Raw genomic sequence first — 16,097 nt, 5'->3', positions numbered from 1 at the left:
GCCAACAGCTACTACAGCCCAAACATCGAAACACCCATAGCTAGACTCATTTGGAGGGGGTCTGGGGGACGCAACCGTTCCTCAGCGGGGGTTTGGGGGCAAGTGCCCCCAAGCTTTGGGCTTAACCAAGCCAATAACTAAACCAAAGCAGGCTCCGGTAAAGCCCCCTGCATCCGCCTCAACCAATCAATCAAATTCGCCAACTGCTGCTCCACACCCAACACCCCTAAACCTCGTATCGTTACCTTACCCGACGTATAGACAAAGCGAGATTGCAGATGATCGGGCAGATTCGCCTTGAGCAGATTCCAAGCAGGCTCCTCCATTGGCGTTTCTAGCACCACATGCTGATTACCCTCTGGCTTGATCCGCGAGAAACCTAACTTCTTAGCAATTTGTTTCAGCTCCACAATCCGAATTAATTGCAGAGCTGCGGGCGGAATTGCACCATAGCGATCGCTCCATTCTGCCGCCGTTTGCATCAACTCAGCCTTCGTACTGGCTGAAGCCACCGCCCGATACGCACTCATCTTCTGATCCAGATCGGGGATGTAATCAGCCGGAATAAAGGCAGTCACACTGAGATCGATTTGCGTATCGTCCACCTTGGGAATCTCTTGGCCGCGAATCTCCCGAATCGATTCCTCCAACATCTCCATATAGAGATCGAACCCGATCGCGTCCATCTGACCCGACTGCTCTGCCCCTAACAAATTACCCACGCCGCGAATCTCCATATCCCGCATGGCGAGCTGATAGCCAGAACCGAGCTGCGTAAACTCCTGAATCGCTCGTAAACGCTGACGAGCCGTATCAGAAAGCTGGCTTTGCTTGGGATAGAGCAACCAGGCATGGGCTTGAATCCCCGCTCGACCGACACGACCCCGCAACTGATATAGCTGCGACAAGCCAAAGCGCTGAGCATCCTCAATCAAGATGGTGTTCACCCGTGGAATATCCAAGCCCGATTCGATAATTGTGGTACAGAGGAGAATATCCGCGTCCCCATTGCTGAAGGTGAGCATGGTGGATTCTAGTTCTGCCTCTGGCATTTGACCGTGAGCGATCGCTAGCCTTGCCCCTGGCACCATGTCGCGGATTTTAGTGGAAGTTTCCTCAATCCCCTCCACCCTGGGCACCACATAAAATATCTGACCGCCGCGATCGAGTTCTTGGCGAATTGCCGATCGCACCGTTTCAGAGTCGAAAGGAGACAAGTGAGTTTTGATCGGACGGCGAGAAGGCGGTGGAGTCGTGATTAAGCTCATTTCTCGCACTCCAGACAGCGCCATATAAAGCGTCCGGGGAATCGGTGTAGCGCTGAGCGTCAGCACATCCACTTGGGTTCTCAGGCTTTTAATCTTCTCCTTCTGATTCACCCCAAACCGTTGTTCCTCATCCACTACCAGCAAGCCTAGATCTCGGAAGGCAACGCCTTTACCCAAGAGTTGATGGGTGCCCACGACAATATCTAGCTCTCCGGTGGCTAAACGTTGCTGAATCTGCCGTCTTTCGTCGGCGGTGCGGAAGCGATTTAGCAGACCTACTTGGATGGGGTAAGGGGCAAATCGTTCCTTGAGTGTGTGGTAGTGCTGCTGCGTCAAGATTGTCGTGGGAGCCAATAGCGCAACTTGTTTACCTGCTGTGACTGCCTTGAAGATGGCTCGAATTGCCACTTCGGTTTTACCAAAGCCCACATCTCCACAAACCAGGCGGTCCATCGGGCGAGAATTCTCCATGTCCCGCTTGACATCTTGCGTCGCTTTGAGCTGATCAGGAGTGGGTTGGTAGGGGAAAGAATCCTCCATTTCTTGCTGCCAAGGCATGTCTGTGGGGTAGGTGAAGCCTTGCTGTTGCGATCGCTGGGCGTATAGTTGCAGCAAATCCACCGCCAACTTCTTGATTGACTTGCGAACCTTGCTCTTGGTCTTCTCCCAAGCCTTGCTGGACATTTTGTTCAGCTCTGGCACCGCATCCCCAGCCCCTCGGAACCGAGACAGCGACCCGACTTGATCTGCTGCCACCCGCAACAAACCATCGGCATACTGCAACACCAAGTACTCACGGGTTTCATGGTTGATCGTCAAGCTCTCTAATTTCAGGAACTTGCCAACACCGTGGCTTTTATGGACGACAAAATCCCCCGGTTGCAGCTTATTTGGGTCAACTTGCTTAGAGGCCGCCCGTCGTCGCTTCCGCACATAGCTGGGGGTTGTCAGGGTGTGCTGACCAAAAAACTCTCGGTCGGTAACGACTACCAAGCGGAAGGTCGGTAAAACAAACCCTTCAATCTCCGCGAGGCCCGAATACTTTACTGCTACAGGCACCCGCTGAATCTGAAGTTTCTCGATCGCGGGAAAATCTCTAGGATTCGGGACAAACTGCGCCGGACAATCGTGCTCCTGTAATAACGACACCGATCGCGACGGCTGCGCTGACACTAGCCACACCGAGAAACCGCGATCGCGCTCCCCTCGAATCGTCTCCGCCAACTTACCAAACTGGTGCGGAGTGGCATTAACCGGGCGGCTGGCAAGATTGAGAGATGGAGCAGCCCCTGCAACTTCTTCTACCAGTTCTGAGAGATAGAGGCGATCGAAACATTCCACTTCCGCGAGTGAGGTTTCAAAGGAACGATGGATCTTCGGCAAAAGAGAGGCTGCCCCTTCATCCCACCCTTCGGGAACGCTAGGGGCGAACATCCCTCCTCCTTCATCCTTCATCCCTCCTCCTTCATCCTTCCCCTTTCCTCCTTCCTCCCTCCACTGCTCCTCCACATGCTCAAACCAGCGATCGCCATGAGCGCGGCACTGCTCCGGTTCATCTAGAGCGATTAGGGTGTTTTCGGGTAAGTAATCAAGAAGGGAGGCGGGTTGGTCGAAGGCTAAACCTAGAAAACGACGCAGACCTGCTAAGGGTTGGTCTTGCTCAAATTTCTCTTGATCAGCGGAGTTGAGATAGGTTTTCAGTGCCGTTGCTTTCTCGCCTGTGAACGCAGATCTCACAATCGGGCTAAAACTGGTAGGCGTGAGAACGAGACGGTTGATTGAGTCGAGCGATCGCTGAGTTGCAGGGTCGAATTCGCGCATCTTGTCGAGTTCGTCGCCAAACCATTCCAAACGCACCGGAAGTTCGGCGGCGACAGGAAACACATCCACAATGTCTCCCCGACGGCTCCACTGACCTTCAGTTTCTACCAGGGAAACGCGCTCGTATCCTAAGCGAGTCAGTTCGTTGCTAAAGGCGTTGAGGTCAACTTCTGTGCCTCTTTGTAGCGTGAGGCAGTAGGGGCGGAAAGCTTCAACCGGAGGTAAGTGGGGCTGTAAGGCTCGTTCTGTAGCAACGATCGCCGTTCGACCCGTCTCGGTGCCTGGACTATCTCCATTACCGTTGCCATTGCCATTACTACTAGCCGTTTGACTGCCCACTAGATCCGCTAGGACTTGTAGCTGGCCCCAAGCCATCTCCGACTCTAAATCAAAGGGTTCGTAGGGAGACCCTTCGGAGGTGGGGTAGAAATGAACCGTTTGCCAGCCCATCGCTTCCAATTGGGCAGTCCAGCGTCCCGCTTCTTCTAGGGTTGCAGTGATCACTAACAAGTTGCGGGGGCCAGTTTGGGCCAAAGCAGAGGCTACCAAGCCCTTGGGAATGCGAGACACACCGTTGAGCCTCAGGACTTGTTGCTGTTTTAGTTTGGTTAACAGCTCGGTGGTGAGGGGCGATCGCCCAAGGGCACGAATAATTGACGAAAAAGCCATAGATTCTGGAACCGGGGCAGCGGACAGTCAAGAATGTTTACCTATCTTTGTATTGTAGAAGCCCCAGCCAAAGCCGTTGGTTGAAATTGTCTTCTTGTTGATGCAATTAGTTGGTCCAGTTTTGGATCTAACCTGCGGGCAAACCAGCCTGATCAGTAGTAGCTCTTTCACCTAAGGGATACCTCTATTAGATGAATCTAGATCTTCTGGATCTCTCCCGACAGGGGAGGTCAGCTCCTTTATTAATCGATAAACTGGGGACAAATAAGCAAAAGTTATAAACTCGCAGGAAATTTGGCATATGACTAACATCAATAACTCCTCATACATGGGCAACGAAGACAACCTAGCTCCTATCGATGTCGAAATCATAGAGACTAGTGCAGAAATCCAGCCCCAAGAGAATGCTTCTGACCAAGATCAATCTGCTAACCACATCGTTGCGGAAGCTATTGGTGCGGCTGGCGGTGGGATTGCTGGAGCTACCATTGGTAGAATGGTCGGTGGACGCTTAGGCGCAGCCGTTGGTGCTGTAGGTGGCGCGATCGCAGGTGCAGCGATTGGTAACCAAGCCGCAGAAGGAATTGACCAGAAAGTCGATAGTGCAGTCCATACGATGAAGGATGCCGTTGAAGGAGTCACCCACCAAGTAGAAGGTGTGGTTGAAACCGTCAAAGAGAAAGTGAATGAAGCTGACTTGAAAGGTGCCGTTAATTCTGCGAAACAGAAAATTGAGGAAGCTGACGTTCGTGGCGTCAGCAACTCTGTGAAGGGCAAAATCGATGAAGCGAATGTGCGTGGCGTAACTGACTCTGTGCAGCACAAGATTGATGAAGCTGATGTTCAGGGCGTAAGTGCTTCTGTAAAACAGAAAATTGATGAAGCCAACGTTCGGGGTGTGACCAATTCTGTACAGCACAAGATTGATGAGGCTGACGTTCGTGGCGTCAGCAACTCTGTGAAGGGCAAAATCGATGAAGCCAACGTTCGGGGTGTGACCAATTCTGTACAGCACAAGATTGATGAGGCTGACGTTCGTGGCGTGAGCAACTCTGTGAAGGGTAAAGTCAATGAAGCCGATGTTCGGGGTGTAACCGACTCTGTGAAGAATTCTGTGAAGGGCACCGCTGACGAGGCTAAAGGTACGATCGCCGACAAAACTAAGCCAAGCTTAGGTAGTCAGCCTTTAACCAGCCCAACCTCGACTAGCCCAACTTCAACTTCCTCTACGTCAGCTAACCGTGATCTATATAGAGATCCCATGCTGGATGTAGATCCACTGCTGGGTGTAGATCCACTGCTGGGTGTAGATCCACTGCTTGGTACAAACCCCACTCCTGTAACTAAGCCTGTGTCTGCAACCGAGCCCAAGCTGACCAGCGATCGCCCCATTGATGCTATCACCGATGACGAAGAAACCAAGAAGCGCTACCAATCCTAACCCCCTAATCTAGTTCCCTCAAGTTCTCGCTCTAACCTGCTAGAACGCTAGAAAAAAAACTGCCTCCGGTCTCTAGTAAAGCGATCGGGGGCTTTCACTGTTAGCGGTAGTTTTGAAAGGCTAGGCTAAATTGCTGCTGAATAGATTGTGACTACTTCGATCCGAACTGGCTTTTATGATTGAGCACCCTGGGTTCGCTTCAACTTTGACTTGTCAGCCTTATTGCTATGTGTCTGGCGCGTCGGCAAAATTGAGTCCCACTGGGCCGTCATGTTTTTAGCTAGACCCTATCTGCCTGTATGGTTGGGAGGTGAAGCGATCGCTACAATATTTGCTTCGCTTGTGTTGGCTAATACTTGTTAGGTCTGGACAAAAATTGCGCCTTTAGACTCTTGGAATATTTAGAACCTTTGATTCTGAATATTAAGATACTTAAGACGTTAGGCGCGATTCGCCACAATCACAGGCAACTCAGGAATGTCCTCTTTTCTTTTTGATTTCCTCATCCTTATCTTGCTGACCTTTGCCAATGGTGTCTTTGTGCTGTCGGAGATGGCGATCGTCTCGGTACGCAAGGTGCGACTCCAGCAGATGGCGAATGAGGGAAATGCCAAAGCTCGCACAGCCCTCGACCTAGCAAACGCTCCAAATCAGTTTTTGGCTACTGTTCAAATTGGCATCACACTCATTGTCATTTTGTCTGGTGCTGTGGGTGAGTCCACTCTGGCTAGAAGAATTGGCCCTCTCTTAGGCATGGTTCCTGGATTAGCTGCTTACCGAGAGGCGATCGCTTCGGGCCTTGCCATTATGGTCGTCACCTACCTAACCCTGATTATTGGTGAACTAGTGCCTAAGCAATTGGCGCTAAACAACCCAGAACGGGTCGCTTCCTCGGTCGCTGGCCCAATGCGGATGTTAGCGATGTTCGCTGCCCCTGTAGTACATCTCTTGAGCGCCTCTACAGACATGGTGATGCGGCTCTTGGGCATCAGGCCCTCGGACGAGCCGATGGTGACTGAAGAAGAAATAAGGGTCTTACTGCAACAGGGAACGGAGGCAGGAACCTTTGAGGAGGTCGAGCAGGACATGGTGGAGCGGGTATTTCGCTTAGGCGATCGCCGCGCCAACGCTTTGATGACACCGCGCCCCGATATTGTCTGGCTGGACCTGGAGGACTCTTTAGAAGAAAACCGTCAGAAAATTACAGAGGGGGTACATTCCCGGTTTCCTGTGTGCCAAGGTGGCATCGATAACGTCTTGGGAGTCCTACATGTCAATGATTTGTTGGTGCGGAGTCTAGTAGGAGAGTCGATCGACTTAACTACCAACTTGCGGCAACCACTGTTTATTCCAGAGAGTACTCGGGCTTTGTCAGTCCTAGAGTTGTTTAAAAAATCCAGTACTCACATCGCAGTCGTAGTAGATGAGTATGGTGTGATTCAGGGGATCGTCACTTTGAATGACATTTTGGAAGCGATCGTTGGTGATATTCCTTCAGTTGAGGACTTGGAGGAACCCTATGCCGTACAGCGTGAGGATGGCTCTTGGCTGCTAGACGGCATGCTAACCGTGGATGAGTTCAAAGAGATTCTAGAGATTAATAAAATCCCTGGGGAAGAGAAGGGCAATTATCACACGCTAGGCGGCTTTGTAGTGATGCATTTGGGCCACATCCCTACTGCCGCAGATCACTTTGAGTGGCAGGGACTACGCTTTGAAGTGATGGATATGGATGGCAACCGAGTTGATAAGGTTTTGGTGATGCCTATTGCCTCTAGCGATCGCACTGACTCCAGTGATGAGCCTTTTCACCCTAGAAGCTCTCCTTAAAGAGCACACAACCATTCCGCTAACTGACAAAATCCTGCGCCTTCAGGTTGCGGGGTGATGTAAGCAGGGTGATGGATTAACTGATCAGCATAATCTCTCACATTGGCGACCCCAACTGACAGGGGAAATTGGTTGGCATCAAACAAGCTTTCATCATTGGGGCTATCCCCGACCGTTACGACCTGCTGCGTTGTGTAGGTAGGGAAATATTGACCTAAAACTCGCCGTAACCCAGTCGCTTTGTCCTGCTCTATCGGCTTGATGTGGCATTGGATATTGCTGTAAGTGAAGCCCCAGCCTTGATCTTGGCAATAGGCATTAATCGCTTGAATTTCTGTTAGGCTGAGCCCCTCAATATCAAATGTCCAGTCTGTGAGCCGAAAACGATTGTCGGCAGACTCCTGTAACTGCGGAAAATCGGCTTGCAATCGTTGGAAGGTTTGGGCCAGCTTTTGGCGATGCACTGCTAAATCGGGAATGGCAACCAATGCGCTAAGCGTTTTAGTTTCGCTAGTCTCAGTTTGGCTAGAGTAAAGCAAACCACCATTTTCCGCGATCGCCCCCCAAACAGGCAAATAGTTGACCAAGCCTCCAACCCAACCTGCCGATCGCCCAGTGACAATCAAAACTTTGATGCCAGCCCCCGCTAACTGCACCAAAGCCTGTAGTAAAGTGGGCGTAAACTTGCCGCTTTGGGTTAGTGTGCCATCCATGTCGGTGGCTACTAGGCGAACATTCTTAAGGGAATTAGCGACTAAATCCTGAGACAGTAGCGTTAAAGGCATCTTGGTTAGTAACTGTAACGATTAGGGCAATTGAGTGCTGTAGCTTATGGGAAAACTGACACCAGACCAGCGCAACTACCTTTACCTGCTAGAAGCAGAACGAGCCGGAATTCATAAACCCATCCTGGCAGCACTGTATCAGGTTCAAGGTAAGCCAACCTTGGAAGATGGAGAAACCGGGTTAGGGATTGCGCCTACCAACCAAATTCCCCTGGGCCAAGTCAATACCTTTACAGGGCAAATCCAATACGCCGCTAATACAATTCGCAGCATTACGGATAGCTTAATTGCTCAAGGCTGGCAAGCAGCCGATCTCTGGAGCAATGAAACAGGTCGCTATAGTAACAAGTTCATTCAAGCTGTAGCCGCAGGTTACACGCCTCCTGCCAGTAACTTAGCCGCAGCCCGTCTAGAAGCAGAAGCGTCGAATCCTCAAGCCCTGCTGCAAGCTTATTTAGACGACCTAACCATCGACTTCAAGGCTGAAAAGTTACCGCAAAACCTGGCTTATCTTGATAGAGCGCTCCTCACCTTAGCCGATCGCCTGCCCAGTTATTACCGAGGGTTACCTTACCAGCGAGATGCTTTTTTGGAAGCTTTGCGGATCTGGCGCAAATTAGATTCACGCGAAGCCGCGATCGCCTCCCTTAACCTCAAAACTCCTGCCGATACTGACCCCGAAACAGTAGATGAATCCTATCTCGATCAAGCGCTGGGTCAGTTCATCCAAAATCTTTCTCGCAACTATTCAGGCTACCCCCATCAACGAGAAGCCCTAGTTCGCCTGACCCAACTTTGGCGGCAACTGGATTCCCGTGAAGCCGCGATCGCCTCTTTGGAAAAAGATACATCTCCAGAGCCTGGGTTAAAAATTGTTGATCCTGCTCTCATTGCCTTTGCTCAACGCATCCCGCAGTACTACCAGGGCAAAGGAGAGCAACGAAATGCCCTGACAGAAACTTTTCGGTTATGGCGGGGGCTGGATTCTCGTTCTACTGCGATCGCCGCTTTGGGACTTAACCCAAACACCCTTGCCACCAGTACCGCCAACAAAACAGCCCTCACCGATGCCGCCACACAAATCGATCGCGAATTGCTTGAATTCATCCGTCGTATTCCTTCCGAGTATCGAGAAACCGAAGATCAGCGAGAAGCTCTGATTCGGCTGGTGCAGCTTTGGCGCGGCCTAAGCACCCGTGATCAAACCATCCGATCGCTGTTTGAAGATGTTAAACGGATGCAGCAAGCCCGTCGGGACGCTTTGGAAGCAGCTCCCAAGCCAGAACCACTAATTTTGCCTAAACGTCCAGCCCGCTGGACTCCTAGCAACATCCAGATTTACGCCTCGATCATCCCCAACGGTACTTTTAGTTGGGCTGAGGCTACCCACGGCGGCACTCGCATGCCTCCCGACCAAAGCACCGTTGATGCCATTGTTCGCATTGCACGTCTTGCCCAACAAGCCCGCGAACGGATTGGTCGGCCTTTTTATATCACCAGTTGGTATCGTCCTTCCGAAATCAATGCCAGAGTCGGTGGTGTTTCTAATAGCCGTCATATTGTTGGAGATGCCATCGACTTTTATTGCGATGGTCTTACAGGCGATCAGCTCTACTGGTTCTTGGACTCTTGGTGGCCAGGTGGCTTAGGCCGATACGCCAGCTTTCCTTATCTCAGCCACATTGATGCCCGGAGTTACCGAGCTCGCTGGCTTCGCTAGTGTTTTTGGATACCTGTATTTTCGATGCGGCTAGTGATGCAACAGCCCCACTTCGGGGCATTCTGAAAATAGAAGTCACCGTTGGGCCTGGATTTATTATGTCAACCCCGCTTTTTCTCCTAGAACCTTGGTTGGCTCAAGCTCCTGTCAAACCTATCAAACCTGCCAAAACTGTCAGAACTAAAGCCGCAGCTCCGCCCCCTCAGCCTGTGCAACCCGATGATGGGGCCGCTCAGCCGTGGATGATGACGACAGGCGGTCTGTTTCTCCTTTTAGTAGGCTTAGGAGTGTATTCACACCTCCAGGCGAGTAAGCTGCAAAAGCAGGTACGGTTTGCAGACTTGAAGAACAAGGAGATGCAAAAGAAGCTGAAAATGGCTCTGGAAACCATCGGTAAGATGGAGAAGAACCCAGACCTGATTCACTCTAGAGAATTTAACTTAGACTATCTCAGAATGCGGATGGCGGAAGAAGTCTTCCACTTTGCCATCGTCAATCAAATTAAAATTAAAGTTAAAGAAAAAATTTCTCTGGCCCTCCGGCCCAGCCAAGCCAATCAGGGTTCTGTAGGCATTGCTAGCGCGGGTCGTGCGGTTGATGAAGTGTTTGATGTGGAATATGAACCCGGTGATCTACCGAAGGGCACCAAGCGAGTATTGTTCCGTATTCAAATCAAGCTCACTAAGCTGCCGACTCAGCCTACTTCTGTCACAATTAGCCAAATTATTGATTGCTTAGAAACCTACCTCAGCCCTGCCCATGAGGAGAATGACACCTGGCAACCTACTATTCAGGGTCGCATTGCTCAAATTCACTGGGATCAGAAAGCGAAGCCAACGCCGATGCTGGTGCTAGAGCAGACCACTGATGGTACAAATGTTACATTCCGGACTAACCGCACTTTAGCCCACCGCTAGATAGCTATAGATAGTCAGTCAGCGATCGCGCTCTGGAAATTACCAAACCTGAACCCGTAAAAATTTCCAGAAATTTAGCTACCATGAGATGCGGACACAATTCAAACACAACCTTTGAGCGATAAGCCTTTATTACAGCCGTCAGGGAAGTGGATGATTGCCCTTGCGATCGCTGTGGCGTTAGGGACTGCTGGCCTGGGTCTTTTTGCCTACGTTTCATCCATGCGCGGCTCAGTCGCAACCGATCGGGCTATAGCCGACGCACCTGCCGAGGCTTCCGTACGAGCGATTACAGGTTTGGGTCGATTAGAGCCAGAGGGCGGACTTGTTCGCATTGCTGCGCCTTCCTCGATGGGAACGGTGCGAGTTAACAAATTGTTGGTGCAAGAAGGGTCGGTGGTGCAATTGGGCCAACCACTCGCGGTTCTAGATACGAGCGATCGCTTACTAGCAACGGCAATTCAAGCAGAAGCTGAGGTTCGAGAGGCCCAAAGTCGCTTAGCCCAGGTGCAAGCTGGAGCGAAGACGGGTGATATTGCGGCGGCGGAAGCCAATGTAGCGCGCGTCACTGCACAACTGCAAAATGCTCAGCGCGACTATGAGCGCTATCGGCTGCTCTATCAAAATGGGGCCATATCAGCCGCAGACCTAGATGCTCGGCGCTTAACTCTAGAAACGCTTAGCAAAGAGTTAGAGCAATCCAATCAAGTTTTACGCAGCGTTGCAGAGGTGCGTCCTACCGATATTCGTCAGGCTGAGTCTCAAGTCACTGTGGCGATGGCGAATTTGCAACGGGCTAAAGCTGAATTAGAAACTGCTGTCATACGCTCACCCATGAGCGGTCGGGTCGTTGCGATCTATGCTGACCCTGGCGAAAAGGTAGGTGACGATGGCCTCTTAGAGCTTGGCAACACCAGTCAGATGTATGCAGTTGCCGAAATTTATGAAACCGATATTGCCAAGGTGCGAGTCGGCCAAACTGCCACTATTACCAGCAATGCCTTTCCGGGCGCGATTTCTGGAACTGTAGACCAGGTTGGTCTGCAAATTCGCAAAAATGACGTCCTCAACACAGATCCTGCCGCAGACACAGATGCCAGGGTCATAGAGGTAAAAATTAAGCTCGCAGACAGCCCCAAGGTGGCGGGACTCACCAATCTGCAAGTCAACGTTGCGATTACCCCGTAAACTCCCGATTGGTCGAGAGAAATTCTAACGGCGATCGCAGCAAACTTCTATCTTTGAACTGTTGAACCACTGATGATCTTGGCAATTCCCCTCGCTTGGCTACAACTGGTTCGAGAAAAAGTGCGGCTACTCATCGCTTTAGCTGGCATTGGTTTTGCCGTCATTCTCATGTTTATGCAACTTGGGTTTCGGGATGCCTTGTTCGATAGTGCGATTCGGTTGCATCAAAGCTTCCAAGGGGATATTTTTTTGATTAGCCCGCAGTCCACGGCCTTAATTGCCATGCGGAGCTTTTCCCAGCGTCGTCTCTATCAAACTTTGGGGTTTGAGGATGTAGCCTCGGTTAGCCCAGTTTATTTAGACTTTGCGCTGTGGAAAAATCCAGAAAACCGTCGGACTCGCGGCATCCTGGTGATTGGGATTGATCCAGCAGATACCGTGTTTGATGTGCCTGGATTGCAAGCTGCTTTACCTCAAATCCAATTGCCAGAAGTGGTTTTGTTTGATGAAGATTCTCGCCCGGAATTTGGACCAGTAGCAGCTGATCTCCGTCAAGGTAAAACTGTAACCACAGAAGTCGCAGGAAGACGAATTAAAGTGGGCGGTTTGTTTAAATTGGGTGCTTCCTTTGGGGCAGATGGCAACCTAATTACCAGCGACCTCAACTTTCTGCGGATTTTTGAGCGACGACGCAAAGGTTTAATTGATATTGGCATTATTAAATTGAAACCAGGAGCCAATGTAGATCAAACCGTCACAAATTTAAGACAAAGCCTGCCTGAAGATATCAAAATTTTCTCGAAGCAAGAGTTTATTGAGTTTGAGAAAAGTTACTGGCAGAGCAGTACAGCCATTGGGTTTATTTTTACTCTGGGCACAGCGATGGGATTTATTGTTGGCATCGTGATTGTGTATCAGATTCTCTACACGGATGTTTCTGATCACTTGCCTGAGTACGCCACGCTGAAAGCAATGGGCTATAAAAATTCTTACCTTTTATCGGTGGTCTTTCAACAAGCTTTGATTTTGTCAATACTAGGCTACATTCCAGGTTTTGCCTTGTGTTTAGGGCTGTATGATTTAACTCGAAATGCCACTTCATTACCCCTAATAATGACATTCGATCGCGCTTTGACGGTCTTGTGTTTAGCTATTATTATGTGTACTTTGTCTGGCGCGATCGCTGTTCGCAAAGTGCAAGCGGCTGATCCAGCAGATATCTTTTGATGCCTGCCTAAATCACTTACAACTCCTCGTCTGACCCTTTCCAAGCTTCAATCACTTGGTCAATTGACTGACCCAAAATTCGAGCTAAAGGCCCCAGATGCTTTTGCTCAATGTCGTGACCGAGCCAAATCTGCTTTAACTCTTTGGGTGAAAGCCGATAGGAGTCACAAAAACGAGTGAATTCATCGTCATTTAGATCCAGTTCGGCTTGGCGATGCCTTAGGAGAACTGCAATTAAGGCGGTTCCGCATTTGGGTGGTTCGGTTCTATTCAGATATTTCTGCACCAAGTCATCAATCTGGCTGTTATGACCCCCCGCACGACTCACTAGGTCGTAGCAAGCCAAATACAAAGCTTGGCGTACGCGATCCTCCCGGTTCATAGCTATTACAATTTGAGCTGCATAGCTGGGTTTACAAAATCCAACTACGGCTCCGTCATGGGCGATAGGCACATAGGTATCATTGGCATCAAATTGCCAAGCATGCGACTGGTTGCCTGGTAGCACAGCGGTATCTCCTTTTAGCGATCGCAGCTCCACTGCCCCTTCTGTGCCTATCTATAGCAATCCTTTTTGATTCTTCAATGGGGTGCAGGGGTAAAACCCTTGCGTGGAGGCTTCGCCCCCATCCCCCTGTTTCCAATCTATTTAGGATTGCTATATAAGTTTGAAAATTGCAAAAACTAGGGCTTAGGCGCAGTCAAACAAGACAGTGGTCATGTAATAGTCTGCCCAATCTACGCCAAAAGCTTTTTCGAGGACGCGGCGAGTTTTGTCGTTCTGCTGTTGCTTGGTGCAATAGTAGCGCTGAGCTTGGAGAATTTCGGTTTCTTGCTCTGAAGTAACCGGGGTGGCCGCGATCGCCTGTTGGCAGTGAACGGTTAAAAAGCCTTCAACTCGTTGCAGAAATTGCTGTTCTTCTTCGACGCTGCCCGGACGAATAAATAGACAAAAATCTGAAAAAATATCTCCCCAGTCTGGCAACGCGCGGGCTTGGGAAAACTCAGGATTGGGTAGGGCTGACAAGGCGCTGCGATATGCCCCTGACAGAGTCCGATCGGCATTTAACGGCGATAAATCTGCGATCGCGGCACTAATTTGCCCTCGGCCTCCTACTAAATCGGTGCCGAACATCGGTAAGGCGTAGTTAGTGCGAGGGAACATAACGCAATGCAAAATATCGAGATTGCTGCCGACCCGCGCCAATTCTAGGTGCAACTTGCGAAACTGGGGGGTTTGGTAGCAGCGGTTTTCGATCACCAGCTTTTCTCCTTCTAGCCGCCCTTCGACATACCCCAACTCAGCCGGGAAAGGGTAGGGAGACAAGTCTAAATGTCGTTGCCAAACAGATTCGATCGCATCGGCTAGCTGACGAATCAGGGGGTGTTGCTGCTCGCGGAGGGAGGGGGTTGAGGTCGCTGACATGGTGAAAACTGGAAGTTGTTAAAGAATGCTTATGTAGGTTCAGAATATCAGCTTGCTTTGGGCATGAATTCAGAGCTATAAGAATCTCTAAGGGGCAGTAACGGCGGAAGAAAATGCCAAATCCAGTTTTAGGCGATCGCTACGAGATCCAAAAGCAACTGGGCAAGAACTCAGGGCGACGAACCCTCCTGGCGAAGGACTTGCAAACTCGGCGCTTTGTGGTGATCAAGCTGCTGTCCTTTGACAATGAAACCGAATGGGATGACCTGAAGTTATTTGAGCGCGAAGCTGATACGCTGAAGAACCTCTCGCACCCGGCAATTCCGCAATACCTCAATTCTTTTGAGCTAAACCTCCGCAATGGCAAAGGCTTTGCTTTGATCCAAACCTATGTGGATGGCAAATCTTTAGAAGCGTTGCTCCAAAACGGCAAAACTTTTACTGAAGGGCAAGCGAAACAAATTGCCAGGGCGCTGCTAGAAATTTTGATTTACCTGCATGGTCAGCAGCCACCCGTGATTCACCGGGATATCAAGCCGAAAAATATTCTGCTCACTGATACCTCTGGCGATCGCCCGATTCAGGTTTATTTAGTGGATTTTGGTTCAGTTAGGACTGCCACAGCAGAGGAGAATACTACGTTTACGGTGGTGGGCACTTACGGCTATATGCCGCCAGAGCAATTTAGTGGCAGAGCGATCGCGGCTTCCGACCTTTACAGCTTGGGGGCAACTCTGATCACCTTGGTGACGGGCACTCATCCTTCTAGCCTGCCCCGCCGGGGTTCTCGGATTGATTTTGGCCAAGTGGCTGATCTGAGTCCAGCCTTTGCGGATTGGCTCAGTTGGATGACCGAATCTAGCTTAGAGCGGCGGCTTGCTTCGGCTCAGGCGGCTTTACAAGCTCTGGAACAAGGCCAAACTCGCACTGCAGCAGCGGCAGTGGTCACTCAACCTGCTGGTAGTAAAGTGATGCTCAACAAAAATGCTAATTCGTGGGAAGCTACCATTCCAGCTTTATTCGGTCAAATTCGCTTGCGGATCGATGCCCAAGAAATTACGCTGGCTCAAAAGCGGTTGGGGCTAGCAAAGGGACGGCCTCAAGTGGGACGCAGACAAGACATCCGTAACGTGACCTACACAAAATCAGGTGATACACCGAAGCTAGCGATCGCAGTGGGTTCTCAGCAGTATGAATTGGGCGAGCCGCAATCCCTTAACGCAGCCGAATTAGATTGGTTGGCCTATGAATTGAGTACCTGGCTTAAAATGCCACTCACCAAAGCCTAAATTAAAAGTTGCCATCACAGACTCGTTTATTCAGTAACCGATAGAGAATCACGAGACTTGCGAAGTAGGGATACCTCCCGTCTATAGTTAATGAGAATGCCTAACGACTGAAGTCGCGGCTACAAAAACAAAGACTGCCTGCGCGGTCTCATTCCTAAAAAAGTTTTTATAGCCTGCGAAGGTAGGCTTAGTTCTAATAGTCCCAGGCTTTAGCCTGCGGCACTTCAACAGATTCGTGCAAAAGATTGAGTGAAGCCTGGTTGATAGGAGAGAGCTATGTTTGGTTTAGGATGGCCCGAAGTAGCGATTATTGCGATCGCGGCGATTGTAATTTTTGGTCCCAAGAAAATTCCTGAGTTGGGTAGTGCTTTAGGTAAAACGCTGCGAGGGTTTAAGGAAGAAGTCCAGAAACCAGACGCGGATAAGGATGCCACTGAGCTAGACCCGGACTAAGCAGCCCAAATTGTCCAAACCAACCTTAATATCTCAAAGCAAAAACAAAACGCATTTAGGCAG

The 16,097-nt window shown here is 50.3% G+C and carries 12 protein-coding genes; 8 read left to right on the top strand and 4 right to left on the bottom strand.

Annotated elements, in window-relative coordinates:
• Nucleotides 1–137: 137 nt before the first annotated feature.
• Nucleotides 138–3,758 carry a transcription-repair coupling factor gene (gene mfd, locus KME12_14610; GenBank protein MBW4489017.1) on the bottom strand — a complete coding sequence of 1,207 codons (3,621 nt, stop codon included), beginning with the start codon at nucleotides 3,756–3,758 and terminating at the stop codon, nucleotides 138–140.
• A 301-nt stretch (nucleotides 3,759–4,059) separates the two neighbouring features.
• Here mfd and KME12_14605 point away from each other — a divergent pair, with 301 nt between their 5' ends.
• Nucleotides 4,060–5,199, top strand: a complete 1,140-nt coding sequence (locus tag KME12_14605; GenBank protein MBW4489016.1) for a hypothetical protein — start codon at nucleotides 4,060–4,062, stop codon at nucleotides 5,197–5,199.
• Nucleotides 5,200–5,676: 477 nt separating this feature from the next.
• Nucleotides 5,677–7,029, top strand: coding sequence for a hemolysin family protein (locus KME12_14600; GenBank protein ID MBW4489015.1), 1,353 nt, complete (start codon nucleotides 5,677–5,679; stop codon nucleotides 7,027–7,029).
• Here the strand turns inward: KME12_14600 and KME12_14595 are convergent.
• Complete coding sequence (locus KME12_14595; GenBank protein MBW4489014.1) at nucleotides 7,026–7,814, bottom strand: Cof-type HAD-IIB family hydrolase; 789 nt, start codon at nucleotides 7,812–7,814, stop codon at nucleotides 7,026–7,028. The two genes, KME12_14600 and KME12_14595, sit on opposite strands and share 4 nt — an antisense overlap.
• A 46-nt stretch (nucleotides 7,815–7,860) precedes the next feature.
• On the opposite strand from KME12_14595, the gene KME12_14590 reads away from it, so the two are divergent.
• From KME12_14590 to devC, 4 genes are all read left to right on the top strand, one after another.
• Nucleotides 7,861–9,534 carry a peptidase M15A gene (locus tag KME12_14590; GenBank protein ID MBW4489013.1) on the top strand — a complete coding sequence of 558 codons (1,674 nt, stop codon included), beginning with the start codon at nucleotides 7,861–7,863 and terminating at the stop codon, nucleotides 9,532–9,534.
• 98 nt (nucleotides 9,535–9,632) lie between these two features.
• Nucleotides 9,633–10,451, top strand: a complete 819-nt coding sequence (locus KME12_14585) for a hypothetical protein (protein MBW4489012.1) — start codon at nucleotides 9,633–9,635, stop codon at nucleotides 10,449–10,451.
• 153 nt (nucleotides 10,452–10,604) lie between these two features.
• On the top strand, nucleotides 10,605–11,639 hold the full coding sequence (locus KME12_14580; GenBank protein MBW4489011.1) for an ABC exporter membrane fusion protein: 1,035 nt from the start codon (nucleotides 10,605–10,607) through the stop codon (nucleotides 11,637–11,639).
• Nucleotides 11,640–11,711: 72 nt separating this feature from the next.
• Complete coding sequence (devC, locus tag KME12_14575) at nucleotides 11,712–12,866, top strand: ABC transporter permease DevC (GenBank protein MBW4489010.1); 1,155 nt, start codon at nucleotides 11,712–11,714, stop codon at nucleotides 12,864–12,866.
• A 16-nt stretch (nucleotides 12,867–12,882) separates the two neighbouring features.
• Here devC and KME12_14570 read toward each other — a convergent pair whose 3' ends face one another.
• Nucleotides 12,883–13,374, bottom strand: a complete 492-nt coding sequence (locus KME12_14570) for a hypothetical protein (protein MBW4489009.1) — start codon at nucleotides 13,372–13,374, stop codon at nucleotides 12,883–12,885.
• 183 nt (nucleotides 13,375–13,557) lie between these two features.
• The gene (locus KME12_14565) at nucleotides 13,558–14,292 is read right to left on the bottom strand and encodes a phycocyanobilin:ferredoxin oxidoreductase (protein ID MBW4489008.1); all 735 of its coding nucleotides are present in this window, start codon (nucleotides 14,290–14,292) and stop codon (nucleotides 13,558–13,560) included.
• A 113-nt stretch (nucleotides 14,293–14,405) separates the two neighbouring features.
• Here KME12_14565 and KME12_14560 point away from each other — a divergent pair, with 113 nt between their 5' ends.
• Complete coding sequence (locus KME12_14560; GenBank protein MBW4489007.1) at nucleotides 14,406–15,581, top strand: serine/threonine protein kinase; 1,176 nt, start codon at nucleotides 14,406–14,408, stop codon at nucleotides 15,579–15,581.
• A 276-nt stretch (nucleotides 15,582–15,857) separates the two neighbouring features.
• Nucleotides 15,858–16,034, top strand: coding sequence for a twin-arginine translocase TatA/TatE family subunit (gene tatA / locus KME12_14555; protein ID MBW4489006.1), 177 nt, complete (start codon nucleotides 15,858–15,860; stop codon nucleotides 16,032–16,034).
• The last annotated feature ends 63 nt before the right edge of the window (nucleotides 16,035–16,097 follow it).

Source organism: Trichocoleus desertorum ATA4-8-CV12, assembly GCA_019358975.1.
GTDB lineage: Bacteria > Cyanobacteriota > Cyanobacteriia > FACHB-46 > FACHB-46 > Trichocoleus > Trichocoleus desertorum_A.
Note: the sequence above shows the minus strand (reverse complement) of the source record. Positions and strands in the feature narration are given on the sequence as shown.

Bases quoted from the DNA above. Each gene is read 5' to 3' on its own strand.
- mfd (MBW4489017.1), bottom strand. From the start codon at position 3,758: ATGGCTTTTTCGTCAATTATTCGTGCCCTTGGGCGATCGCCCCTCACC.
- KME12_14605 (MBW4489016.1), top strand. From the start codon at position 4,060: ATGACTAACATCAATAACTCCTCATACATGGGCAACGAAGACAACCTA.
- KME12_14600 (MBW4489015.1), top strand. From the start codon at position 5,677: ATGTCCTCTTTTCTTTTTGATTTCCTCATCCTTATCTTGCTGACCTTT.
- KME12_14595 (MBW4489014.1), bottom strand. From the start codon at position 7,814: ATGCCTTTAACGCTACTGTCTCAGGATTTAGTCGCTAATTCCCTTAAG.
- KME12_14590 (MBW4489013.1), top strand. From the start codon at position 7,861: ATGGGAAAACTGACACCAGACCAGCGCAACTACCTTTACCTGCTAGAA.
- KME12_14585 (MBW4489012.1), top strand. From the start codon at position 9,633: ATGTCAACCCCGCTTTTTCTCCTAGAACCTTGGTTGGCTCAAGCTCCT.
- KME12_14580 (MBW4489011.1), top strand. From the start codon at position 10,605: ATGATTGCCCTTGCGATCGCTGTGGCGTTAGGGACTGCTGGCCTGGGT.
- devC (MBW4489010.1), top strand. From the start codon at position 11,712: ATGATCTTGGCAATTCCCCTCGCTTGGCTACAACTGGTTCGAGAAAAA.
- KME12_14565 (MBW4489008.1), bottom strand. From the start codon at position 14,292: ATGTCAGCGACCTCAACCCCCTCCCTCCGCGAGCAGCAACACCCCCTG.
- KME12_14560 (MBW4489007.1), top strand. From the start codon at position 14,406: ATGCCAAATCCAGTTTTAGGCGATCGCTACGAGATCCAAAAGCAACTG.
- tatA (MBW4489006.1), top strand. From the start codon at position 15,858: ATGTTTGGTTTAGGATGGCCCGAAGTAGCGATTATTGCGATCGCGGCG.